Source organism: Methylacidimicrobium cyclopophantes (genome assembly GCF_902143385.2).
Taxonomy (GTDB): domain Bacteria; phylum Verrucomicrobiota; class Verrucomicrobiia; order Methylacidiphilales; family Methylacidiphilaceae; genus Methylacidimicrobium; species Methylacidimicrobium cyclopophantes.
This window is the reverse complement of the sequence record NZ_CABFUZ020000218.1, coordinates 1-21,231: the sequence shown is the minus strand read 5'-3', so window position 1 is coordinate 21,231 and position 21,231 is coordinate 1. Positions and strand designations below refer to the sequence as shown.

Annotated in this window: 21 protein-coding genes; 12 read left to right on the top strand and 9 right to left on the bottom strand. The window is 62.0% G+C overall.

Going from position 1 to position 21,231, the window contains the following annotated elements:
- Positions 1-124: 124 nt before the first annotated feature.
- From FN369_RS09265 to FN369_RS09250, 4 genes are all read right to left on the bottom strand, one after another.
- The gene (locus FN369_RS09265) at positions 125-1,141 is read right to left on the bottom strand and encodes a Ppx/GppA phosphatase family protein (protein ID WP_150003905.1); all 1,017 of its coding nucleotides are present in this window, start codon (positions 1,139-1,141) and stop codon (positions 125-127) included.
- On the bottom strand, positions 1,141-1,491 hold the full coding sequence (locus FN369_RS09260; protein WP_142525869.1) for a hypothetical protein: 351 nt from the start codon (positions 1,489-1,491) through the stop codon (positions 1,141-1,143). The genes FN369_RS09265 and FN369_RS09260 overlap by 1 nt, the downstream gene beginning before the upstream one ends.
- Positions 1,488-4,094 carry an ATP-dependent chaperone ClpB gene (gene clpB, locus FN369_RS09255; RefSeq protein WP_142525868.1) on the bottom strand — a complete coding sequence of 869 codons (2,607 nt, stop codon included), beginning with the start codon at positions 4,092-4,094 and terminating at the stop codon, positions 1,488-1,490. The genes FN369_RS09260 and clpB overlap by 4 nt, the downstream gene beginning before the upstream one ends.
- A gap of 86 nt (positions 4,095-4,180) precedes the next feature.
- The gene (locus FN369_RS09250) at positions 4,181-4,558 is read right to left on the bottom strand and encodes a DUF423 domain-containing protein (RefSeq protein ID WP_142525867.1); all 378 of its coding nucleotides are present in this window, start codon (positions 4,556-4,558) and stop codon (positions 4,181-4,183) included.
- Positions 4,559-4,708: 150 nt separating this feature from the next.
- On the opposite strand from FN369_RS09250, the gene FN369_RS09245 reads away from it, so the two are divergent.
- A complete protein-coding gene (locus tag FN369_RS09245) occupies positions 4,709-5,830 on the top strand; it encodes a PfkB family carbohydrate kinase (protein ID WP_142525866.1) in 1,122 nt (373 codons plus the stop codon).
- 31 nt (positions 5,831-5,861) lie between these two features.
- On the opposite strand, the gene FN369_RS09240 is transcribed toward FN369_RS09245, so the two are convergent.
- A complete protein-coding gene (locus FN369_RS09240) occupies positions 5,862-6,656 on the bottom strand; it encodes a thymidylate synthase (protein WP_142525865.1) in 795 nt (264 codons plus the stop codon).
- A 29-nt stretch (positions 6,657-6,685) separates the two neighbouring features.
- Between FN369_RS09240 and mutS the strand changes: the two genes are divergently transcribed.
- Positions 6,686-9,247: a DNA mismatch repair protein MutS gene (mutS, locus tag FN369_RS09235; RefSeq protein ID WP_142525864.1), complete on the top strand. Its 2,562-nt coding sequence runs from the start codon at positions 6,686-6,688 to the stop codon at positions 9,245-9,247.
- Between the two features lie 91 nt (positions 9,248-9,338).
- Positions 9,339-9,764, top strand: coding sequence for a phosphoribosyl-AMP cyclohydrolase (gene hisI / locus FN369_RS09230; RefSeq protein WP_142525871.1), 426 nt, complete (start codon positions 9,339-9,341; stop codon positions 9,762-9,764).
- Positions 9,765-9,803: 39 nt separating this feature from the next.
- On the opposite strand, the gene FN369_RS09225 is transcribed toward hisI, so the two are convergent.
- Both FN369_RS09225 and FN369_RS09220 read right to left on the bottom strand, forming a co-directional pair.
- Complete coding sequence (locus FN369_RS09225) at positions 9,804-10,934, bottom strand: acyl-CoA reductase (protein WP_142525863.1); 1,131 nt, start codon at positions 10,932-10,934, stop codon at positions 9,804-9,806.
- A complete protein-coding gene (locus FN369_RS09220) occupies positions 10,921-12,012 on the bottom strand; it encodes a LuxE/PaaK family acyltransferase (protein WP_142525862.1) in 1,092 nt (363 codons plus the stop codon). The genes FN369_RS09225 and FN369_RS09220 overlap by 14 nt, the downstream gene beginning before the upstream one ends.
- 88 nt (positions 12,013-12,100) lie before the next feature.
- Here FN369_RS09220 and FN369_RS09215 point away from each other — a divergent pair, with 88 nt between their 5' ends.
- The 5 genes from FN369_RS09215 to FN369_RS09195 all read left to right on the top strand — a co-directional run bounded on the left by FN369_RS09215 (position 12,101) and on the right by FN369_RS09195 (position 15,507).
- Positions 12,101-12,373, top strand: a complete 273-nt coding sequence (locus FN369_RS09215) for a polymer-forming cytoskeletal protein (protein WP_142525861.1) — start codon at positions 12,101-12,103, stop codon at positions 12,371-12,373.
- The gene (locus FN369_RS09210; RefSeq protein ID WP_142525860.1) at positions 12,370-13,146 is read left to right on the top strand and encodes a polymer-forming cytoskeletal protein; all 777 of its coding nucleotides are present in this window, start codon (positions 12,370-12,372) and stop codon (positions 13,144-13,146) included. Before FN369_RS09215 ends, FN369_RS09210 begins: the two co-directional genes overlap by 4 nt.
- Positions 13,147-13,236: 90 nt before the next feature.
- Positions 13,237-13,887 (top strand): hypothetical protein, encoded by a 651-nt coding sequence (locus FN369_RS09205; protein WP_142525859.1) that lies wholly within the window; start codon positions 13,237-13,239, stop codon positions 13,885-13,887.
- Positions 13,823-14,356: a hypothetical protein gene (locus tag FN369_RS09200; protein ID WP_142525858.1), complete on the top strand. Its 534-nt coding sequence runs from the start codon at positions 13,823-13,825 to the stop codon at positions 14,354-14,356. The genes FN369_RS09205 and FN369_RS09200 overlap by 65 nt, the downstream gene beginning before the upstream one ends.
- On the top strand, positions 14,353-15,507 hold the full coding sequence (locus tag FN369_RS09195) for a VIT1/CCC1 transporter family protein (protein ID WP_142525857.1): 1,155 nt from the start codon (positions 14,353-14,355) through the stop codon (positions 15,505-15,507). The genes FN369_RS09200 and FN369_RS09195 overlap by 4 nt, the downstream gene beginning before the upstream one ends.
- Positions 15,508-15,547: 40 nt before the next feature.
- Here the strand turns inward: FN369_RS09195 and recN are convergent, their stop codons facing one another.
- Together recN and prfB are read right to left on the bottom strand one after the other, a co-directional pair.
- Positions 15,548-17,245 (bottom strand): DNA repair protein RecN, encoded by a 1,698-nt coding sequence (gene recN, locus FN369_RS09190; RefSeq protein ID WP_178087785.1) that lies wholly within the window; start codon positions 17,243-17,245, stop codon positions 15,548-15,550.
- Positions 17,246-17,262: 17 nt separating this feature from the next.
- Complete coding sequence (gene prfB, locus FN369_RS09185) at positions 17,263-18,375, bottom strand: peptide chain release factor 2 (RefSeq protein ID WP_142525855.1); 1,113 nt, start codon at positions 18,373-18,375, stop codon at positions 17,263-17,265.
- 118 nt (positions 18,376-18,493) lie between these two features.
- Here prfB and FN369_RS09180 point away from each other — a divergent pair, with 118 nt between their 5' ends.
- The 4 genes from FN369_RS09180 to FN369_RS09165 form a co-directional block, all read left to right on the top strand.
- Positions 18,494-19,678, top strand: a complete 1,185-nt coding sequence (locus tag FN369_RS09180) for a molybdopterin molybdotransferase MoeA (RefSeq protein ID WP_178087784.1) — start codon at positions 18,494-18,496, stop codon at positions 19,676-19,678.
- Positions 19,675-20,169, top strand: a complete 495-nt coding sequence (gene moaC, locus FN369_RS09175) for a cyclic pyranopterin monophosphate synthase MoaC (RefSeq protein ID WP_142525853.1) — start codon at positions 19,675-19,677, stop codon at positions 20,167-20,169. Before FN369_RS09180 ends, moaC begins: the two co-directional genes overlap by 4 nt.
- Positions 20,166-20,741, top strand: coding sequence for a molybdopterin adenylyltransferase (gene mog, locus FN369_RS09170; protein WP_142525852.1), 576 nt, complete (start codon positions 20,166-20,168; stop codon positions 20,739-20,741). The genes moaC and mog overlap by 4 nt, the downstream gene beginning before the upstream one ends.
- Positions 20,738-21,231, top strand: a 494-nt coding sequence (locus FN369_RS09165; RefSeq protein ID WP_150003904.1) for an alcohol dehydrogenase catalytic domain-containing protein, incomplete at its 3' end; no start/stop codon positions are given. The genes mog and FN369_RS09165, both read left to right, overlap by 4 nt.

Genomic DNA, 21,231 nt, shown 5'->3' with positions numbered 1-21,231 from the left:
CCGGCAGCCGATGACGCGGCGCCGGTTCGCTCATCGCCCTTCGAGCATAGGCGGGAGAAAGGAAGGAATCGGGAGCTTCGTGGGAAGGAGCTACGGCTTTGTGCATGAGATGGCCGGGGCGTGGTTAGGAAAAGGAGGCAAAGCAGCTTTGTCGCAGTCGTTCGACCAGCCCGTGGCGCAGTCCCCGCACGCTTACAGTCAAGCCGTCGAGCCCCAAAGCCGCGAGGGTCGAAAAGAAGACGGCGATCCCGGGGACGAAAATATCCGCCCGTTTGGAGGGAACTCCGGGGAGGCTTTGCAAGTGGGGGAGATCCAAACGCGAAAGTTCCTCGAGAGTCCGCTGGAGGGTGTCGGTCTCGACGGAGAAGAGATGAAGCTTCTCCAGATCGAATTGCGGGAGCTCCTGAATCAGCGCGGCAAGGGAGGTCGCCGTGCCGCCGACCGCAACCAGGGCGCGACCGCGCGGGGAAAAGTCTCGGAGAGCTTCCTGGATCTGTTTTTCGAGCGTGAGGAGCATCGATGCCAGGAGCTTCCCGCCGATCGGATATCGGCAGACGAAGCGGTCGCGAACGCGAATACAACCGAGAGGGAGGCTCCGTCGGGTTTCGATCCTTGGATGCCTCCCTTGGATCCATTGCGAGCTCCCCCCTCCGACGTCGGTGACGAGGAGATCCCGGCTTTGCAGGGCGGGGTCGGCGGCGACTCCTTGAAAGGTGATATCCGCCTCTTCTTCGCCGGAAAGCAGGAGGACCGGACAGTCGAGGAGCTGGCCGATCCGCTTGAGAAACTGCTTCCGGTTTCGGCTGTCGCGAACGGCGCTGGTCGCCGCCGCAAGACGCCGGTCGGCTTGCCATCGGTCGGCCGCATCCTGAAGCCTTCGCAGGACCTCCTCGGTTCGCGCCACGGCGTCTTCCGCCAACTCTCCGGTCGTGAGAACCCCTTCGACGAGGCGGGTGGTGAAGCTCTGATGGTCGAGCACGCGGAAATCGGAGCCGCTCCACTCGGCCACCAGAAATTTGACCGAGTTGCTTCCGATATCGAAGACCGCGTAACGCGGGGAGACGGGGGTTTCGCCCAACGGCCTGGCGGCCAGAGGCATCTCTTGCCAGCGACCGGAAGGGGGGCTCTGCGGTCCGACCATCACGAGGATGAATCTCCGTTCTCGCGGGAGGTTTCTTCGAGCAGTCCTTCCAGCTCACCGATGAGTCGATCGATCTTGCGCAGGTCTTTGCGCCGTCCCTTTTCCGGAGCGATCGGCAAGGATTGAAGCTTGGCGGCCGCCTTGGCCAACAGCTTCCGACTCTTTTTCCCCTCCTGGCCCTCGGAGCGCTCCAGCGCTCGGACGGCCAGCGTGAGCTGGCGGATCTCCCGTTGTAGGCGAGCCACGTAGTGTGCGGCGGTTTCGTCGAGGAGGAAGGAGAGAGAAGCCAATCCGCGCTCTACTTCGCCATGTTCGGTCGGCCGAGCCAGCAAACGAGGAAAGCGTCTCATGTGGAAGCCTCCGGGGTTGCATGAAAGACAAGCTGTCCATCCGCGAAGTCTACGGAGACTGCGGTCCTCTCCCCGATCTCTCCCGAGACGATCTTGCGGGAGAGCGGGTTTTCGAGCTCTCTTTGGATGACCCGTTTCAAGGGGCGAGCCCCGTAGATAGGACTGTAGCCAGCCCGTGCCAGATGCTCCTTGGCCGCGGCGGTCAGCTCGAGGGTGATCGATCGTTCCGCGAGGCGTTTTCGCAGCTCTTCGAGCTGTAGGTCTACGATTTTCTTGAGCTGGGGCAGTTGCAAAGGCTTGAAGAGCACGATCTCGTCAAGCCGATTGAGGAACTCCGGCCGAAAATGGGCTCTGAGCTCCTCCATGACGCGGCTGCGAACCTCTTCCGGAATCTCTCCCGTCGGGCTGATGCCCTCAGTCAGATGGATGCTTCCGATGTTGGACGTCATGATGATGATCGTATTGCGAAAATCGACCGTGCGCCCCTGGCTGTCTGTCAGCCGACCGTCGTCGAGAATCTGAAGAAAGACGTTGAAAACATCGGCATGAGCTTTCTCCACCTCGTCGACCAGGATTACGCTGTAGGGCTTGCGTCTTGCGGCCTCGGTCAACTGCCCCCCTTCTTCGAATCCGACGTATCCGGGGGGGGCGCCGATCAAGCGAGCGACCTGGTGCTTCTCCATATATTCGCTCATGTCGAGGCGAATCATGTTTTCCTCGCTGTCGAAGAGGGCTTCCGCCAATGCCCGAGCCAGCTCGGTCTTTCCGACGCCGGTCGGCCCCAGAAAGAAGAAGGAGCCGATCGGTCGCTTGGGATCCTTGAGACCGGAACGGGCGCGGATCACCGCATCCGCTACCGCCGCCACCGCCTCTTCCTGACCGACGACTCTCCGGTGGAGGATCGAATCGAGCCGGAGCAGCTTGTCCTTCTCCCCTTCCAGGAGCTTGGAGACGGGAATCCCAGTCCACCGCGCTACGACTTCCGCAATTTCTTCCGGGGTGACCTCTTCTCGCAGGAGTCCGCCGCCCGCCTGACCCTTGGCGAGTTTTTCCTCCAATTCCTGGAGGCGGCGTTTCAACTCCGGGATTTTTCCGTATTGGAGCTCGGCGACGCGGTTGAGATCGTAGGCGCGCTGCGCGAGCTCCATCTCGTGCTCCGCATGCTGGAGCTCCTCGCGTACCTTTTGCAGGTTGCCGATCGAACCTTTCTCCTCTTGCCATCGGGCTCGGAGCCGATCCCGCTCACTGCGCAAGTTGGCGAGCTCCCCCTCCAGAGTTTCCAAGCGCTTCCGGGAGGCGTCGTCGCGTTCCTTGCGGAGGGCTTCCTTTTCGATTTCCAATTGGAGCACGCGCCTCTCAAGGCCTTCCAGCTCTTCCGGCATGCTCTCCATTTCCGCCTTCAGCTTGGCCGCCGCCTCATCTACCAAGTCGATCGCCTTGTCCGGGAGAAACCGATCGGTGATGTAGCGATGGGAAAGTACCGCCGCCGACACGAGTGCGCTGTCCTGAATCCGGACTCCGTGATGGAGCTCGTAACGTTGACGCAAGCCTCGGAGAATCGAGATGGTATCCTCCACCGTAGGCTCCGACACGAGGACGGGTTGGAAGCGGCGTTCCAAGGCGGCATCCTTCTCCACGTATTTCCTGTATTCATCGAGGGTCGTTGCCCCGATGCAATGGAGCTCGCCCCGCGCCAGGAGCGGCTTGAGCATGTTGCCAGCATCGATCGCCCCTTCGGCGCGGCCGGCTCCAACGATGGTATGGATCTCGTCGATGAAAAGGATGATCTGGCCTTCCGACGCCGTGACTTCCTTCAGGACCGCTTTGAGTCTCTCCTCGAACTCTCCTCGGTACTTGGCACCGGCGATGAGCGCACCCATGTCGAGCTGGACGATGCGCTTGCTTTTCAAGCTGTCCGGGACGTCGCTCGCCACGATGCGCTGTGCTAGGCCTTCGACGATGGCGGTCTTTCCGACGCCTGGCTCTCCAATCAAAACCGGGTTGTTTTTCGTCCGTCGGGAAAGCACCTGGATCGTGCGCCGGATTTCCGCATCCCGCCCGATCACCGGGTCGAGCTTCCCCTTTTGCGCGAGTTCCGTAAGGTCCCGTCCATACTTCTGGAGCGCTTCGTAGGTCTCTTCCGGATTGGGGCTGGTCACCCGCTGGTGGCCCCGCACCTCCGTCAGCGCCCGGAGAAAGGCCTCCCGGCTGATCCCCGCTTCGCGGAGGAGACGGCCCGTGATGGTAGCGGAAGGCTCCTCCAGAAGGGCGAGCAGGAGATGCTCCACGCTGACGAATTCGTCCTTTAAGCGCTTCGCCTCCTCCTGCGCTTTCACCAGGGCTTCCCGAAAGCGCTGAGTGACGTAGGATCCGGTGTTGGCGCCGGAGACGCGGGGCAGCCGCTGGATCTCTTGAGCGAGCTGCTCCCGCAACTTGCCGACATCCACGCCCGCACGCTCGAGCAGGCGAGGGACGAGTCCTTCCCCCTCGGCCAAGAGAGCTTCGAAGAGATGCTCTACGTCGACGGACTGGTGGGAGTAGCGGACAGCTAGATTTTGCGCCTCGGCGATGGCCGCCTGCGCTTTTTCTGTAAATCGATTCATAAAATAGGCCTGCTCTGGGAACTTAACGGAGGCTCATGGGAAAGCGCAAAACTTTTGCAATTCCACCCCGGCGCCACGGCGCGGGATCAGGGTGCCGGGGCGGGCGGCTTGCGTAGGAGCGCCTCGATCCCGAGCCAAAGCCAGCCGATTCCCAGGAGACTGCCTCCGAACGGGGTAAGCCGGATCCAGCCGGCATTTGCCGTCAAAATCCAGGTATACAAGCTCCCGGAAAAGAGGAGGATCCCGAAGAGGAAGCAGAGGGTGGGGACGGTGAAACCCTTCGGGAATCGACTGAGGGAGAGAAGGGCCAAGACATGGACGAAATGGTAGAGCACAGCCGTTTTCCAGGTTTCCACGGCATGAGGCAAGTTCGGCGAAACGGAAAGGCGGTGTGCGCCGTAGGTCGCGGCGGCAATCGCGAGGAAGCCGAGCATGCCGGCCAGAAAAGCCCGAAATCGATTCATGTTGCGTCCGGTTGGGTTGGCAGAGTTGTCGGCGAGGTCGGCGTCGGTGTCGAGACGATTTCGAAGCCGCGGCCGAAAAAGGGAAACGACGCCGTTTCCGAGGCTGCAGGATTGTCAAGCGATTGACAAATCCTTATACAGAAATGCGATATGGTCGTGCGGCAGGTCGCCCGACAAACCGGGGAACGGCTTTTGGGCTCTCGAGCGCAACTCCTCAAGCGAGTCTGCTTCGTGGGATTCGACGGCATGGTCGAGGAGTCGTTTCGAGTGATCGACCATCGCGGTTCGCTCGATCAGTACACCGTTCTTTCCTCGATCGAGCAGTTCGTGGTGCGCCTGCAAAAGAAAGCCCGAGAGCAAGCGGCCTCCGCTTTCGAACTGATCGAGGGGCGTCCCCGGATGAGCGGGAGCGCTCCTTGGTTCTCTTCTGCGCTGGGCGCTTTGGGGACCCAGGTGCATTTTCTCGGCGCTTGCGGGAAGCCGGAATGTCGACATCCGGTGTTTGCCGAGGTCGAAAGGCGGGCCAAGGTCTATCCCGTCGCTCTTCCCGCCTTTGAGCGGGTCTTGGAGTTCGGAGACGGCCGCCTCTCTCTCGGTGATTATCGCTCCCTGGAAGAGATCACATGGGAACTCTTGGAAGCCCGTGTCGGAAAGCCCCTGCTCCAGGAGCTGTGGGCGAGCGCGCACTTGGCGGCCTTCTTGAATTGGTCGCGTCTTCCGCATCTCTCCCTCCTCTGGAAGCGGCTTCTTTCGGAGCTTTGCCATCTTTCGGGATCTCCGCGCAAGCTTCTCTTTTTCGACCTGGGGAATCTCCTCCACCCCACAGATGCCGACCTGGCGGCGGCGCTCAAGATTCTCGCGGAGTTCGAGACCTGCCATGATGTGGTATTGAGCTTAAACGCCCTGGAGAGCGAGGCGGTTGCCCGTGTCCTTCACGTGCCGCGACGAGATCTCGATATCACGGGGGCTGCTTCCCTAGCCGCTGCGATCCGCGAAAAAGCGGGGATCTCCACCGTCGTCATCCACTGTCCGAGATTTGCCGCAGTCGCGGATGGAACGACCGAGGAGGGGCTGGAGGCCCCTCATACCGCAAAGCCGAAAACTGTTTCTCAAGCCGGGGATCATTTCAACGCTGGCTTTTGTGCGGGACGGCTGCTCGGCTGGAAACTCCTCCACTCTTTGCAGCTGGGAGTCGCCTGTGCCGGATTTTACGTCCGGCACGCGGCCAGCCCGACACGCGAGCAACTCGTCCGTTTCCTGCGGACGCTCTAAGGCGGCTTGTCGATCGAGAACGAAAGAGGAATCAGACCGCGACCGGGGCGCGAATGGGCGGCTCCGGATGATAATCGATCAAGGAGATATCTTCGTAGCGAACCTCCGTGAGCGATCGAACCTTCGGCTGAATCTCCACGCGGGGCAGGGGTTTCGGGGACCGAGCGAGCTGAATTCTCGCCTGCTCGAGATGGTTGGCATAGAGATGGACATCGCCGAAGGTGTGAACGAACTCCTTCGGGCGCAAATTGCAAACATGCGCAACCAGGAGGGTGAGCAGGGAATAGGAAGCGATGTTGAAGGGGACGCCGAGGAAGAGATCGGCGCTTCTTTGATAGAGTTGGCAGGAGAGGAACCCATCCTGCACGTAGAATTGAAAGAGGACATGGCAGGGAGGAAGCGCCATCTGGTGGAGTTCGGCGGGATTCCAGGCGGTAACCAAGATCCGCCGACTGGAGGGAGTGCGGCGAATCTGCTCGAGGACATTCTGAATCTGATCCACCGTAGACCCGTCCGATCCGCGCCAGTCGCGCCACTGGGCCCCGTAGATCCGTCCCAGGTTCCCCTGGGCGTCGGCCCATTCATCCCAAATGGAGACTCCCTGGGCGCGAAGAGTCGCGACGTTGGTTTCGCCTCTCAGGAACCAGAGAAGCTCGTGGACGACCGACTTCCAATGGATTCTCTTTGTGGTCATGAGCGGGAAGTCGGCTGTTAGGTTGAAGCGGAGTTGGGCGCCGAAAAGGGAGAAGGTGCCCGTTCCCGTACGATCGGAGCGGTAGGCGCCTTCGCGGAGGACCGTTTTGAGGAGATCGAGGTAGTTTCGCATGCCTGGTCCGGGGCGACTCTAGGAGAAGAATGAAACCGTCAGAATCGCAAGAGGTCAATCCTTCGCCCGAGACGCCCATGATGGGGCAATACCGGGAGCGGAAGGCGGAGTTGCCCGAGGATGTCCTTCTGCTCTTTCGACTGGGCGATTTCTACGAGCTTTTCGGAGAGGATGCCAAGGAGGGGGCGAATCTCCTGGGCCTTGCTCTCACGCACCGTCAAGGAACTCCGATGTGCGGGATGCCCGCCGAGTCGGTGGAGGGGTATATCGCGCGACTGGTGCAGGCGGGGAAGCGGGTCGCGGTATGCGAGCAGGTGGAAGTGCCACGGCCGGGGAAGCTCGTCCGCCGGGAGATCACGCGGGTCATTACTCCAGGGAGCCTTCTCGATCCGGGATCGCTCCGTTCGAAGGAAAACAACTTCTGTTTGGCCCTGGTCTCCGGTCGCGATCGGTTGGGAGTGGCCGCTCTCGATTTGGGAACGGGCGAGTTTCGCGCCGGCGAGCTGCAGGGAGAGGGGGAGCTCGCCGATCTGCTCTGCCGCCTTCGACCCAGCGAGATCCTTCTTCCAGGAGAAGAGGCCGAGCCTCGGCTCTTTCGAGGCGGGAACGAGCGTCTGGAAGAGTTTCTGGGAAAGTGGGGCAAGCCTGCTCTGACTCGGCATAGGAAGTGGGCCTTCACGCCGGAACACGCTTCCGCTCTCCTGCTCGCTCATTTTGGGACCAAATCCCTGGCGGGTTTTGGGCTCGCCGGGGTTCCCTTGGCTCTCTCGGCGGCCGGAGGCCTCTTTCATTATCTGCGCGAGGAGCTGCGGCAGGATCTCTCCCATGTGCAGGACATCGCCCCGATCTGCCGGGACGACCTGCTCGTCGTCGACGCCGTAGCTCAGCGAACCTTGGAACTTCTCTCCGCACCGAGTCACGGAAAGAGCTTCCTGGAGGCCATCGATCGGACGCTCACCCCCGGCGGAGGAAGGTTGTTGCGCCAGTGGATCAGTGAGCCGCTTCGGGATCGGGCGCGGATTCATGCGCGCCAGGATGCCGTCGCCTATTGGGCGGAACGGGATCGGAGTCGAAGGGCGCTTCGGGAGCTCCTGCCGAACATCCGAGATTTGGAGAGATTGTTGGCGAGAGTCGCGCAAGGCTCGGTCAGCCCTCGCGAGGTCGGGGCGATCAAGGACTCCCTGAAGCCCCTGCCGCAAATCCGGGCCCTGCTCCCCTCTCTCGAAGAGGGAGAGCAACGACGAAGCGAATTGGAACCGCAGGACGATCTCGTCGCCGAGATCGAGCGGGCCCTCGTGTCGGATCTCCCGCCCTCGTGCCGAGAGGGAGGTCTCTTTCGGGTGGGCTTTGATGCCGCGTTGGACGCCCTGCGGGAAGCGGCGGAGAATGGGAAAAAATGGCTGCTGGAGTTCGAACGGAGCGAACGGGAACGAACCGGGCTACGCTCGCTCAAGCTCCGCTACCATCCCGTTTTCGGTTATTTGCTCGAGGTGCCTCGCGGGCAGCTTCCGAATGTGCCTGCAGAGTATGTCCGCCGTCAGACCTTGGCGAATGCCGAACGATTTACGAGGCCGGAGCTGCAGGAGATGGAGCAGAAGATTCTCGGGGCGGAGGGGCGCGCGCGCGAGCTGGAGCTCGAGCTCTTCCGCGTCCTCCGCCAGAAGCTCTGCGATCGGCTTCCGGCCCTTCAGAAGGTAGCGAGAGCTCTCAATGAGATCGATGTAGTGGCGGGCCTTGCCGAGCTCGCCCGAGAGAGGGGCTATGTTCGGCCCGAAATGGTGGAGGAGCCGGTCGTCGAAATCGTCGACGGCCGCCATCCGGTCGTCGAACAGTCTCTCGTCGGGGAGCGCTTCGTTCCCAACGACACCTATCTCGACGGCCTACGTTCGCGCTTGGCCATCCTCACGGGGCCGAACATGGCGGGTAAGAGCACTTATCTGCGGCAGATCGCGCTCATCTGTCTTCTGGCCCATGCCGGTTCCTTTGTTCCCGCGACGCGCGCGAAGATCGGCATCCTCGATCGGATCTTCACGAGAATCGGGGCCAGCGATGACTTGGCCAACGGCCAGAGCACGTTTCTGGTCGAAATGCAGGAAACGGCGAATCTTCTCCGCCACGCCACGGAGAGGAGTCTCGTGATCTTAGATGAGGTCGGACGAGGGACGAGCACCTTCGATGGGCTCTCGATTGCTTGGGCTGTGGCCGAAGAGCTTTGCGATCGAAATCGTTGCCTCACCTTATTTGCGACCCACTTTCATGAGCTGGCGGAGCTGGCGCAAAGTCGGAGCGCGGTGCGCAATCTTTCCTTGGCCGTCCGGGAGATCGACGGAGAGGCCGTCTACCTGCGGAAAGTCGTCGAAGGAGTGATCGACAAGAGCTACGGGCTGCAGGTGGCCCGTCTGGCAGGATTGCCGGAGCGGACGATCCGCCGGGCCGCGGAGGTTCTTTCGGGGATGGAGGCCGAGGAGGAGGATCCGCAGAGCAAGGCCATGCGGGTGCGCCGCCGCCGGAACGAAGCCGAGGAGCTTCCGCTCTTTCCCGACTGGCAGCGATCGAAGGGGCAGGAGAAGACTGACGGCTCTGCTTCCTGAAGTGGGGGTGAGACGATGCCGCTTCCTGCGGAAGACGCTCACCGGCTTTCTTCTTGTTCCGGATTGGAACGAATGCGACGATCACGCTTTCATGGGCGCCGGTTCGGAAATCGAGGAAGGGAGTCGGCTCGAGCCCCGTTTTGATGCATCCGGGACGATCCCTTGCATTACCGTGGATGCGGAAACGGGGGAAGTGCTCATGGTTGCTTATATGAATCGGGAGGCCCTCGACCAAACGATTCGAACGGGACTGGCGACCTATTATAGCCGCTCGCGCAAGAAGCTCTGGGTGAAGGGAGAGGAGTCGGGTTTCGTGCAGCACGTTCGGGAAGTGCGCGTCGACTGCGATCAGGACTGCATTCTGATCCGGGTTTCCGTCGAAGGAGGCGCCTCCTGCCATGTCGGCTACCGGAGCTGCTTCTATCGGCGCCTCAAGCCGGGGAGCTCGAGCGAGCTGGAATTCGTCTATCCGGAGAAGGTTTTCGATCCGAGAAAGGTCTATCGTCCAAGCTCCTGAACAAAACGGGCCAATCCGATCTCCGATCGGAAGCTCCTCTCAGCGCTCTTCCGTAAAAGGCGGATGTCTCTGCGGACGGCGCGGATTGCGGCCGTTCGACATTTTGGATCCTTCCCAATCCACCCACCGGATCAAATCCACGAGGGGAGTCTTCCCGTCATGGTGCCAAAGGGGAGGAGGCGACTGCATTCTCCCCACAGGACAGAGGCGGGAGGCCCCGAGATGCCAAAAGAGCTTCTGGACCGAGGCCGGAACCGTTCCGTGGAGTCCGACCGCGGAGAGGTGTCCCTGAAGCGGCGCCAACCAGGCCGCCAAGCCATTTCTGGGAACTTTGTCTAGGTAGAGCACCCGGTGGCCGCACGTGGGTTGAAATTGCGCGACATCGCGAACGATGATCGTCCACTGGAGTTCGTCCCCATCGTCCCAAAGGGGCCACCCGAGGGAACGGGCGATGGTGCGAGCCTCTCGGATCCGGGCCGCTTCCTCGGGGCGGCGTATCGAGCGAAGACGAGCATCCGCCGAAAGTACCCGGGCCAAGAGCTCTGCCAACGCAAAAGCGGTGCCTTCGGATTCGAGGATGAGGCACTGCGGGGAGAGGCAGCCCGACTGATCGTAGGCGCTCATGTCTTGAGCAATCGCCTTCGCGAGATCCATCGTCGGACGGCGGATCCCTCCGAGCCAGAGAAGGCTCGCGCGATGTCCGTAACCGAGGAAGAGCTGCTCTTTTCGGCAGCGTGACTGGAAGAGGCGAATCGTTTCGTCCCGCCCGAAAACGACGACGGCATCGGCCGAGGCGAATGACTCCTGGGAATAGGCGGGAAGAATCCGGGCCAGTTTCCGGAGGCTCCGGGGTAGCGACGAGCAGAAACGAGCCATGGCGCTTTTTTGCTCGGCGGGGCATTGGAGAAGATTCTCCGAGCCCAAAAGCAGCCCTTCGAGGAGGGAACGCCAGCCCGAAACCGCAAGCGTGCCCGCCAAGACATGGTAGATGCGGCGGGGGGCGATCGCGCGGCTCCAGCCGTCTCCGTACGGGACGAATCGGTCGAGGGCGTCGAGTCGCCCCAGCGCGACTTTCAAGAGCCGGCGGAGGTCGCCGGGACCGGAGATCCCCAGTTCCGGAAAGAGCCGGCAGAGGGGAGCCAAGCGGTCGATGCGGTCAAGGGCCGTCATGAGAGGATCGAAGATCTTCGGCGGTCAAGGAGCAGCCCCGCAAGGGGAGAGAAGGGGATCGGCCGAAAAGGCGGAAGCCGTCCGATGTTGCAATCGCTTCGTCCCGGGTTTGGATCGTGAGAACGGAGTCGATGTTCGCGAGATCGATCCAGGCCACCAGCCCTCTCTCCCCGGCGGGGCACTCCCGGCCGGTCCCCGGATCGATGATCCGGACACGCACCCAGGGTGGAAGCCGATGGACCCCATTCGGGCCTTGCGCGTAGGCTTGGCTGGAAAGCTCGGTCATTCCGTATTCGCTCCAGATCTCCTCCTCCGAGATTCCGAACATCGCGGCTAGGCCGTGATAGAAGTCGGGCTTGGATAGCTCACGGGAGCGACCCTTGAAGCCGCCCGTTTCTAAAAGAAAGCTCCCCGGCGGCAAGGGAAGAGCGGGTCCCGCCTGGTCGAGGAGGAACGCAAAGGCGAAGGCGGTCCCGCAAAGTCCCACTGGTCGGCCTGCCCGAATCGCGGCGGTAAGCGCGCATCGGAGACCCTCCTCGTCGAGCAGCCCCCCGCGAATCCAAAAATGGGACGAAGCGGAACCCTTTTCGGCCCAAAAGCCGAACATCGCCGAGAGCGAAGAGTGGGGAGCTTCTTTCGGGGAAGGGACAAGGAAATGGAGATCCACCGCTTCCCAAGGGACCCCGGCCCGTCTGGCTCCTTCGGTGCTTACCGTCCGGTAGAGATCGACGTCGAGGAGGTAATGGCGTCCGCGGTCTCGGGAAGTCGTTCCGCTCGTTTCGAAGATTCTCCCGGGAATTTCCCCCTCGTGAGCGAACAGACGGGTCTGCTTAAAAAGCTCCTGGGGAAGGAGAGGAATCGTTCGCCAATCCCGAGAGAGCCCTCCTTGAATCTGGAGCAGCCGTTGCAGCGGAACAACATGGACGGCTTGAGCTTTACAAAGGGCGAGCGCGAGGCGACCAAAACGAGCCTCCTCGTTCGGCGCGAGGCCCAAGAGCAACTCCGCCCAGCGGCTTCGTCTCTCCGGACGGTGGAGTGGGTTCTTCCAAGCGACCGGATCGCTTTTCTCTTTTGCCATTCTTCGTTCCCTCGGCAATCATAACAAGGGATTCGACCGGTGGACCGGAGAAAAATCGTTTCCGAACGGGAAGGATCGGGCCAGAACGATGAAGAGCGCGGAAAAGATGTGTCTGATGCCTGGCTGCGAACTGCGCGGAGAGATCTTCGCCAAGGAGGATGGCTGGGTCGGAGGCCGTTTTTTCGGGACCATGGTCGTCTCCGGTCGACTGGTGCTCTCCCGATCGGCCGAGGTGCAGGGGATTCTCGTCGCCGGCAGCATGGACGTGGAGCTGGGCGCTCGCGTGCAGGGCATGTGCTTCATCGGTCCTCAAGGGATCACGGAATGGAAGCGGTATCGGGAAACCCGGAGTTCCGAATGACGGATCCAAAGGGTGCGATCGACCGAAAGAAAGTACGCTGCCCGCGTTGCGGCCATGAGCAGTGGGAATCCGTCGCGGCGTTGTCGACTATTTGCCGAAATTGCCAGGAATATCTATCGCTTGCTCCGAAACGGGGGACCGAGCCTTTCCGGAAGGGGCGACCGGTGCGGGATCGCTTCGTTCGCTGTCCGTATTGTGGAGCCGGCCAATGGGTCTATTCGTCCGCCCTCTCTTCCGGATGCATTGCTTGCGGGAAGAATTTGAACTTGGTGAGTTACCAGGTGCGCGGCAAAGCCTGGGCGAGGTTGAAGACGTTGGGGGATGTGGAGTTTCACCCCGGCTGCGAATACCACGGTCCCCGGATCGAAGCGCGCCAGGTGAGGATCAGCGGGCGGATCGACGCCGAGGTTCGCGGAAGCCAGACCGTGCAGTTCCGTAAGCAGGGAGAGGTCAAGGGCGGTGTCGTCGCCCCCGATGTAGAGGTCTGCTCGCGGACGAGCGCTTCTTCCGCGGCGATCGTCAGCTGTACGCTTCGAGTAGCCGGCCGGCTGGAAAGCGACCGGGTCGTGGCGCTGCGAGGATTGGAGGTGGAAGATGGAGGGAGCCTCCGTGCGGAGCGGATCCTGGCTCCGCAAATTCGGATGATCGGCCGCGCCTCTCTTCTCGGGAAGGTGGAAGTTCGCCCCCTGCCGGAGCCGCCGGAAGTCTCCTTGCCGGCCTTGGAAGAAATCGCCAGACGCATTGCCCCGGAGGAGCCTCTTTTCGGCTGGTGACCCTCCCTTCGGGTTGCGGTCCGAAGGTCTACCCTCTATTGTGGAGAGCCGCTTATGCCGCTTTCGCACACATGGTTGTCGTGGATTTGGATGACCGCGTTGTGGCTTCCTCTGCTTCAGGCATCGACGGTCGAAGCCCGTCCTCTGCGCGAGCAGCCGCCTCCCTCGATTCCCGGAGCGCAGCTCCCGGATTCGACTCTCGAAGACGGCCCCAGGGCCGTCCGGGATCTCGGCGCACGGATCTATCGGGAAGCAACGTACTGTTCCGGAATGGACACGGGGAGCTTACCGGGAGGCGGGAACTTTTCATCGGTGTCGGCCGTCTGCCTCGTGTTAAACCGAGTGCTCGGCGCGCCAGAGGTAAGTCCCTACCTCTCCGAGCTGGAGCGCTGGTTGGAGGCAAACGGCCAGCGAATTCCAGGATCGGGCCAATTGCGTCCCGGCGATCTCATCCTCTCCCCCCATTCGCTGACCGTCGCAGGGCAGGTGGGGATCATTGGAAGAAAGATCAGCAACTATCCCGATTTCGAAATCTACTCCAACACGGCTCGGAATCATCTCTTCGTTCCGGACTGGTCTCTCCGGAAGTGGAAGGAGTACTTCGAGACCCGCCTGGGGCTCGACGTGGTCTTTTTTCGTGTGATTCGCAGCCCAGAAAAAGAGCAAGGAGAAACCCGTGAGAGCCTGGATCGTCGTCGCCGTCCTCTTTTCGGTCTTTTGCCGGCAAGCGCTGGCCGATGAATCGCCGATTCTTTTGCCCAACACGACTCCGAGGCTGGCGCGGTATCTGGAGCAGCTGCCGCTGAAGGCGCAGCAGGAGATCGCGCGGCGCTTTCGTCCCGAGCTTTCCTACGATCTGATCGGGAGTAGTCCGGTTCCGGATGCCGCGGGGAAGGCGATCGTGGAGATCGAGCTTTCTACCGAGTCGAGTCGGGGCGTCCTGGTTTTCCTGACAAGCGGAAGCGATGCGCGCTTCCTCTTCTTGGACGACCTGCCTTACCGCATTCCGGATCGATTTCGGCTTTCCGATGCGGAGAAGCGGACGATCGCGCTCGTCTTTGCGCGGTACGAAAAGACCGAGTTCAAGGATCGGGACTGGGCGCGCATGTGGTTTTCCCGGCCTTCGGTGATGACCTCCTGGCAATTGCAGGCCTATCGGGAGCTGGGCATGCTCCCCCACGACTTCGGCCGACCGGGCTACGGGCCGTGAAGGGCGGAAAGGAAGACCAGCTCCGGCTGCTTCGGAAATACTGGCTTGCCGAGCAGAGGAGTGCCGAAGCCTACCGGGATCTTGCCGAACACGAAAAGAACCCGGATCGGAAGGACATTTTCCTCCGGCTTGCCGAAGCCGAAGAGAGACACGCCGCCCGGTGGGAAGAAGAGTTGCGCGTGCGAGGAGTTCCTCCACCCGGCCTTCCCGGAGGCTGGAGGAGGCGATGGCGCCGCTGGTGGCGGCAGGCGGTCGGTCCTTCTCTTGTGATCCGGAATTTGGAGCGAGCCGAGGATCGCCAGGAAAAAGAATACCAGAAACAGCGGACGGCCGGTATCGTTCCCCACGAGCTAAGCGCCGCCTACGGGGAGATGGCGGCCGAGGAGCGGACGCACGCACAGGTCTTACAGAAGCTCGGCGAGCCGAGTCGACCGAAGAGCGTCGCGGAAGGGATCCTCGCCCGGGAACGCTGGCACAAGAGGGGCGGGGGATGGGTCGCCGACGCGATCTATGGCGTCAACGACGGCTTAGGGGCGGTCTTCGGAATCGTTTCCGGGGTCGCGAGCGCAACGGAAAACCAGACGCATTATGTGCTCCTTTCGGGACTGGCCGGCATGCTCGCATCCGCTCTCTCCATGGGAGCCGGCGCCTACCTTGCGGCGAAGAGCGAGCGGGAAGTCTACGAGGCGGAGATGGCAAGGGAAGCGGACGAAATCCGCCGGCATCCCGAGGAGGAAAAAGAGGAGATGGCGCTCTTTTACGAACTGCAAGGATTCAATCGGGAGGAGGCGCACGCCATGGCGGAGAGGCTCTTCGCCCGTCCGGACCAATTTTTGGCGGCGATGTCCCGATCGGAATTGGGGCTTTCCGAAGAGTCGTTTCCCAACCCGGTGACCGCTTGCCTTTCGGCCTCGATTTCGACAGGGATCGGGGCTCTCGTCCCGCTGATTCCCTTTTTCTTTTGCGGCGGAGTGTGGGCGATCTCTCTTTCCTTTGCGATCAGCTTGGTCGCTCATTTTCTCGTCGGAGCCGCCAAGTCCTTGATCACGGCCCGCTCGTGGTGGTCTTCCGGGCTGGAGATGACGGCGGTCGGGGTCCTGGAGGCGGTCGCGACCTATACGCTCGGCTTCCTCTTTCGGGTCCACGCATAGGTCGCCTCGCTCCGCCAAAGATCGATTGCCGGGGAAGATCTCAGCGATCGGACCCGTCGCGGGAAGCGCGATCTGGATGGGGAGCGCTTGCAAGCATTCGAGCGGCGAGGGCGAGCGATTCGTCGCTCTTTCCCCCCAGCATCCGCGCCAGCTCTTCCGCCCTTTGATGGGAATCGAGGTGCTCAAGCGAAAGCGTAACCGTATTATCGAAGGCGCTCTTTCGGACGCTGAAATGCGAATCGCCTTGGGCCGCGACGGGAGCAAGATGGGTTACGCAAATCACCTGATGTTGCAATCCCAGGGTTCGGAGTCGGGCTCCCACCTTCCAGGCGGTTTCCCCGGCTACGTTGGCATCCACCTCGTCGAAGATGAGTATGGGGATACGATCGACGGCGGCCAGAACGGTTTTGATCGCGAGCATGACGCGCGCCATTTCGCCGCTGGATGCAGTTTCCCGAAGAGGAAGCGGCGGCCGACCGGGATTGGCTGTGAAAAGAAACTCCGCTTCTTCCCCTCCTCTTCTTCCCGGCTGCGGTCGAAGAAGCCATTCGACCCGAAAATCCGCCCTCGGAAAGCCGAGCGCGGCCAGTTCGCCCGATACTTTTCGGGCGAGCAGCTCGCCAACGCGCCGCCGCTCTTCGCCGAGTTTCCGAACGGCCTCCTCGAAACGGCCTTGGATCTCCGGTCGTTTTTCCGCAAGCGCACGATGCCGCAGGCGCTCCGCTTCCTCCTCCGCGAGCTCCCTCTCCGCGTTGCGCAGAGTCGCGAGAACGTCCGAGAGTGTGGGGCCATATTTTCGTTTCAATCCCTCCAGCAGGCTCCGCCGCTGTTCGAGTGCGTTGAGGCGGTCTGGGTCGACTTCGAGCCGCTCTCGATAATCGAGGAGAAGTGCTTCCATCTCGCGGAGGTCGACAGCGGCAGCTTCCAAAAGCTCTCCCGCCTTGGTTGCGCCGGGAGCATCGAGGCTCGACCAGCCGCCGAGCAGTCGGCGCGCGCGGGAAACTCGATCGAGAGCGCCCCCTTCGGCAAACAGGAGCTCGGAGAGCTCGCCGACCAATTCGATGAGCTTCCATCCATGTTGGGCGCGCTGGAGCTCCCGGGCGATTTGCTCCTCTTCCTCGCAGCGAATCGATGCCTGATCGATTTCTGCGATCATGCTCGTCAAGCGCAGCCGCTGGCGCTCTCTTTCCGGATCGGAGAAGATCCGTTCCCCGCTTCGCGCCGTCTCTAGCTTCTCAAAGGCCTCTTCGACACCCGCGACCAGATCGTGCAAGCCGCCAAAAGCGTCGAGAAGAGCGAGCTGAGCGCTCCGCTGGAGGAGCGACTGGTGTTCGTGCGGTCCGTGGAGATCGAGAAGAAGGTCGCCGACCTGGCGCAGGATCGTTCGCGTGGTAGAGCAGCCGTTGACGAACTGTCGACTCCCTCCGGAGGGAGAAATGCTCCGTTTGACGAGGAGCCGACCCTCTTCGCAGCGGTCGATGCCGCTGGAATCCAACAAGGGGTCCAACGCCTCTGCCGCGTGGTCGTTCAAAACAAATTCTCCTTCGACCGAGCAGGTTTTCTCGCCGTCGAGATGGAGCGATCGGTCGGCCTTGTTTCCGAGGAGTAGTCCCAGCGCACCGAGCAAGAGGGATTTTCCGGCACCCGTCTCTCCCGTGATGACGGTGAACCCGGGCTCGAGCGTCCATTCCAAAGAGCCGATCAGCGGTAGGTGTTCGACACGGAGGGAACGGAGCACGGCTACCTCGAACGCGGCTACGACTCTCCTTCCTCCAAGGATGAGCGCTTCTTGCCTCGGAGAAAGGCGGAGAGGAAAGGTTCCAACTCGCCGTCGAGGACTCCCTGGACATCGGCGGTTTCTTCTCCGGTACGCAGGTCTCGCACGAGTTGATAGGGCTGCATCACGTAGGAGCGGATCTGGCGTCCCCACCCGATTTCCCCCTTCTCCCCGTAAATCCGTTCCTGCTCCGCTCGCCTCCGGTCCGACTCGATTTCGTAAAGACGGGAGCGCAAGACCCGGAGCGCCGTAGCCCGGTTTTGGAGCTGGGAGCGCTGGTTCTGGCAGGTGACGACGATTCCGGTCGGAAGGTGGGTGATGCGCACGGCGGAGTCGGTGGTGTTGACTCCTTGCCCTCCGTGACCGCCGGAGCGGAAGACGTCAATTCGCAAATCCGAGGGAGGAATCTCGATCGTCACCTCTTCATCGACCTCGGCGACGACATCGACGGAAGCAAAGCTCGTCTGTCGTTTCCCCTGAGCATTGAAAGGAGAGATGCGGACCAATCGGTGCACGCCCCTTTCGCCCTTTAGGTAGCCGTAGGCGTAGGCGCCTTCGATCAAAACCGTGGCCGCTTTCACGCCCGCTTCCTCTCCGTCGAGTAGATCGAGAATCTCGAAACGAAAGCCTCTCCGCTCTGCGTACCGCTGATACATGCGAAGGAGCATGGCCGCCCAATCGCAAGCTTCGGTTCCGCCGGCTCCCGCATGGATTCCGAGAATGGCGTTCTTCCCGTCGAGCGGATTCGCCAGCAGCAGCCGGAGCTCCGCTTCGGCAAAGTGCGATTCCGTCGCCGCTGCTTCACGGTCGAGTTCTTCTTGGAGTGCGGGATCGGGATGCTCGCGGAGCAACTCTTCGAGGGCACGAAGGTCGGCGACCCTTCGCTCGAGGCTGCTCAGATCCTGTAGCCGGACACGCACTTCCTTGTTGCGGGCGATGGTGCGTTCCGCTTCTTCTCGATTGGACCAAAAGCCGGCGCCGGCCATCCGCTCCTCAAGCTGCTGCCGCTCGGCGAGAAGGCGATCGGCGTCAAAGAAACCTCCGCAGTTGGCGGAGGCGGGCCTCGAACACCACCCACTGTCCGGATCCATTTCTCTTCTGGTCCATGGAGCGAGCATAAGCGCTTCTCCCCGGGGGTGCAAGAGACGCAACGAACTCTTCCCGATTTCTCCTTGCGCATGGCGAGAGCGAAGGGCTTTCTTGAGGCGTATGGTAACGGCCGAGGAAGCGTGGCAGGTTCTGCGAACTCTGGTGAGACCGGTTCCGTCGGAACGCCTGTCTTTGCATCAGGCTTGCGGAAGGGTGTTGGCGGAGCCGATTCGGGCGGAAACCCCGCTTCCTCCATTTTCGCGCTCCCTCGTCGATGGGTATGCTTTGCGCTTGGACGATCTCCGAGCAACTTTGCCGGTTTGCGGCACCTCCGAAGCCGGCCGGCCCTTCCCGGGAACGCTTCCTCCAGGGGGAACCGTGCGCATTTTTACGGGAGCGGCCGTTCCAGAGGGAGCGACTCATGTCGTGATGCAGGAGGATGTGGATCTCACCAGCGAAGGGATCCGCCTGCATTCTTTTCCGGGGCCTTCCAATATCCAAAGGAAGGGGGAGGATGCGGAGGTCGGCCAACGATTGCTCGCTCCCGGAACTCGGATCGAGGCCGGTCAACTCGCTCTTCTGGCGAGTTTGGGAAAGACCGAAGTTACCGTCTCCCGGCGAGTTCGCCTCTCGCATCTCCTTTCCGGAGACGAGCTGGCTTCGGCGGGAGATCCCCTGTCGGCGGGAAAGGTGTATGACGTCAATGGGCCCATGATGGCCGCCCTTTGGAAACGGGATGGAATCGATCTGATCGGCCAGGAGTGGGTCCCGGATGTCCGCGCGCAGATCGAAGAGCGGATCGAGGAGTGGGCGCCCAGGGTCGACGTTCTTGTTCTTTCCGGAGGATTGGGACCCGGCAAAGCCGATTTCGTCCGGGAGATCGTAACGAGGCCGGGATGGACGGTCCACTTTCAGGGAGTGCGGATTCGTCCCGGCAAGCCCCTTCTTTGCGCCTCTCGGGGAGATACCCTGGTTTTTGGTCTTCCCGGCAATCCGGGGGCTCACCTGGTCCTCTTTTGGCTCTTCGTGAAACCATTGCTCGACGCGCTCTCCGGACTTCCTTTCGCCATCCCGTGGGAGACGGGACGCCTCCGAGTCGATCTCCCCTGCCCCCCGCTTTCGCGCGAGACCTTCTGGCCGGTAACGACCGAGATCGAAGAGGGATCGATCTGGCTCCGTCCCTTGCCCTGGACCGGCTCCGCTTCCGTCACCATTCTCGCGCGTGCGCAAGGTTTTGCGCGGCTGCCGTGCGGGCGCGGGCCCTTCGCTGCGAAGGAAATGCTTTCTTTTCTTCCCTTGGCATGAACGCAAGTAGGGCACCTTCTTCCCAACCCTTTTCCCATCTGGATGATTCGGGGAGAGCGCAAATGGTCCGGGTAACCGGCAAGGCGGAGCAGCGGCGCCGGGCGGTTGCGGAGGGAACCTTGTGCCTCGCGCCAGAGACCCTCGAAAAGCTTCGAAAGCGAGCGTTGCCCAAAGGCGACGTCCTCACGGTAGCGCAGGTCGCTGGCATTCTCGGAGCGAAGAAGACGGCGGAGCTCATTCCCCTCTGCCATCCTCTGCCGCTCCATCATGTCGAAGTGCAATTTATCCTCGAGCGGGACCGGATCCGGATTCTCGGAAGCGCCGAAACCGTGGGAAAGACCGGGGTGGAGATGGAAGCGTTGACCGCAGTGTCCGTGGCGGCGTTGACGCTCTACGACATGTGCAAGGCGGTCGACAAGGGGATGTCGATCGAGGGGGTGCGACTTTTGAAAAAGGAAAAAGAGCCGATCGTGGAAAGGACGGATTCGTGAAGGTGGGTCGGATCACACTGAGCGACCGGGCTTACACCGGGGTTTATGAGGATCGAAGCGGTCCAGAGATCGAGCGGGTGATCGAGGAGATCTTCGTCGATCCGATCGAATTCGTCCGGGTGCTCCTGCCGGACGAGGAGCACCATCTGGTGGAGGCGCTCTGCCGTTTGGCCGATCGAGACGACTGTGCCTTGGCCGTGACCACCGGGGGGACGGGGCCCGCCCCCCGCGATGTGACCCCGGAGGCGACGCGTCGAGTCCTCCAAAAAGAGTTGCCCGGCTTCGGAGAGATCATGCGGGCTCGCTCGTATGCTCGGGTTCCGACGGCGATTCTTTCGCGGGCGACTGCGGGGATTCGCGGCCGCTGCTTGATCATCAATTTGCCGGGCCGCCCTTCCGCCGTCCAAGAATGTCTTTCGCTTCTCGGACCGGCGATCGCCGAATGTCTCGATCACATCCGAGGCTTCCGACCGCGGCTGCGGGAGCAGCTGCGAGGGAGAGAAGAGGGCCCTTGCCCCGAAGCGACCCAAGGAAACGGTCGCCCGGGGGAACCGGGAAAGGAGGCGGGATGAAAGCGATCCGCGTCCACGGCTTCGGAGGGCCCGAGGTCATGAAGCCGGAGGAAGTGCCGGAGCCGGTGCCGGGTCCCGGGCAGGTTCTGGTCCGTGTGCAGGCTGCGGGAGTCAACCCGATCGATACCTACGTTCGTTCCGGGCGCTACAAAGTGCTTCCGGGGCTCCCTTACATCCCGGGTCGGGACGGTGCGGGCCGGGTTGAGGAGATCGGCGACGGCGTCTTCGGCCTGAAGCGGGGAGAGCGGGTCTACTTCGGAAGGGGCCTCACCGGGAGCTACGCCGAGTTTGCGCTTTGCGAGGAGCGGCAGGTCGCTCTGCTGCCGGATCATCTCTCGTTCTCGCAAGGCGCAGGAATCTTTACCCCCTATGCCACCGCCTATCGGGCCCTCTTTCAAAAGGCCCGCGCTCTCCCTTCGGAGCAAATTTTTATCCACGGCGGGAGCGGTGCCGTCGGGCTGGCCGCGATCCAGATGGCCGTGGCGGCCGG

What these genes read in the sequence shown, in the direction of transcription:
- FN369_RS09265 (WP_150003905.1), bottom strand. Translation starts at nt 1,141, where the DNA reads ATGGTCGGACCGCAGAGCCCCCCTTCCGGTCGCTGGCAAGAGATGCCT.
- FN369_RS09260 (WP_142525869.1), bottom strand. Translation starts at nt 1,491, where the DNA reads ATGAGACGCTTTCCTCGTTTGCTGGCTCGGCCGACCGAACATGGCGAA.
- clpB (WP_142525868.1), bottom strand. Translation starts at nt 4,094, where the DNA reads ATGAATCGATTTACAGAAAAAGCGCAGGCGGCCATCGCCGAGGCGCAA.
- FN369_RS09250 (WP_142525867.1), bottom strand. Translation starts at nt 4,558, where the DNA reads ATGAATCGATTTCGGGCTTTTCTGGCCGGCATGCTCGGCTTCCTCGCG.
- FN369_RS09245 (WP_142525866.1), top strand. Translation starts at nt 4,709, where the DNA reads ATGGTCGTGCGGCAGGTCGCCCGACAAACCGGGGAACGGCTTTTGGGC.
- FN369_RS09240 (WP_142525865.1), bottom strand. Translation starts at nt 6,656, where the DNA reads ATGCGAAACTACCTCGATCTCCTCAAAACGGTCCTCCGCGAAGGCGCC.
- mutS (WP_142525864.1), top strand. Translation starts at nt 6,686, where the DNA reads ATGAAACCGTCAGAATCGCAAGAGGTCAATCCTTCGCCCGAGACGCCC.
- hisI (WP_142525871.1), top strand. Translation starts at nt 9,339, where the DNA reads ATGGGCGCCGGTTCGGAAATCGAGGAAGGGAGTCGGCTCGAGCCCCGT.
- FN369_RS09225 (WP_142525863.1), bottom strand. Translation starts at nt 10,934, where the DNA reads ATGACGGCCCTTGACCGCATCGACCGCTTGGCTCCCCTCTGCCGGCTC.
- FN369_RS09220 (WP_142525862.1), bottom strand. Translation starts at nt 12,012, where the DNA reads ATGGCAAAAGAGAAAAGCGATCCGGTCGCTTGGAAGAACCCACTCCAC.
- FN369_RS09215 (WP_142525861.1), top strand. Translation starts at nt 12,101, where the DNA reads ATGAAGAGCGCGGAAAAGATGTGTCTGATGCCTGGCTGCGAACTGCGC.
- FN369_RS09210 (WP_142525860.1), top strand. Translation starts at nt 12,370, where the DNA reads ATGACGGATCCAAAGGGTGCGATCGACCGAAAGAAAGTACGCTGCCCG.
- FN369_RS09205 (WP_142525859.1), top strand. Translation starts at nt 13,237, where the DNA reads ATGACCGCGTTGTGGCTTCCTCTGCTTCAGGCATCGACGGTCGAAGCC.
- prfB (WP_142525855.1), bottom strand. Translation starts at nt 18,375, where the DNA reads ATGGATCCGGACAGTGGGTGGTGTTCGAGGCCCGCCTCCGCCAACTGC.
- FN369_RS09180 (WP_178087784.1), top strand. Translation starts at nt 18,494, where the DNA reads ATGGTAACGGCCGAGGAAGCGTGGCAGGTTCTGCGAACTCTGGTGAGA.
- moaC (WP_142525853.1), top strand. Translation starts at nt 19,675, where the DNA reads ATGAACGCAAGTAGGGCACCTTCTTCCCAACCCTTTTCCCATCTGGAT.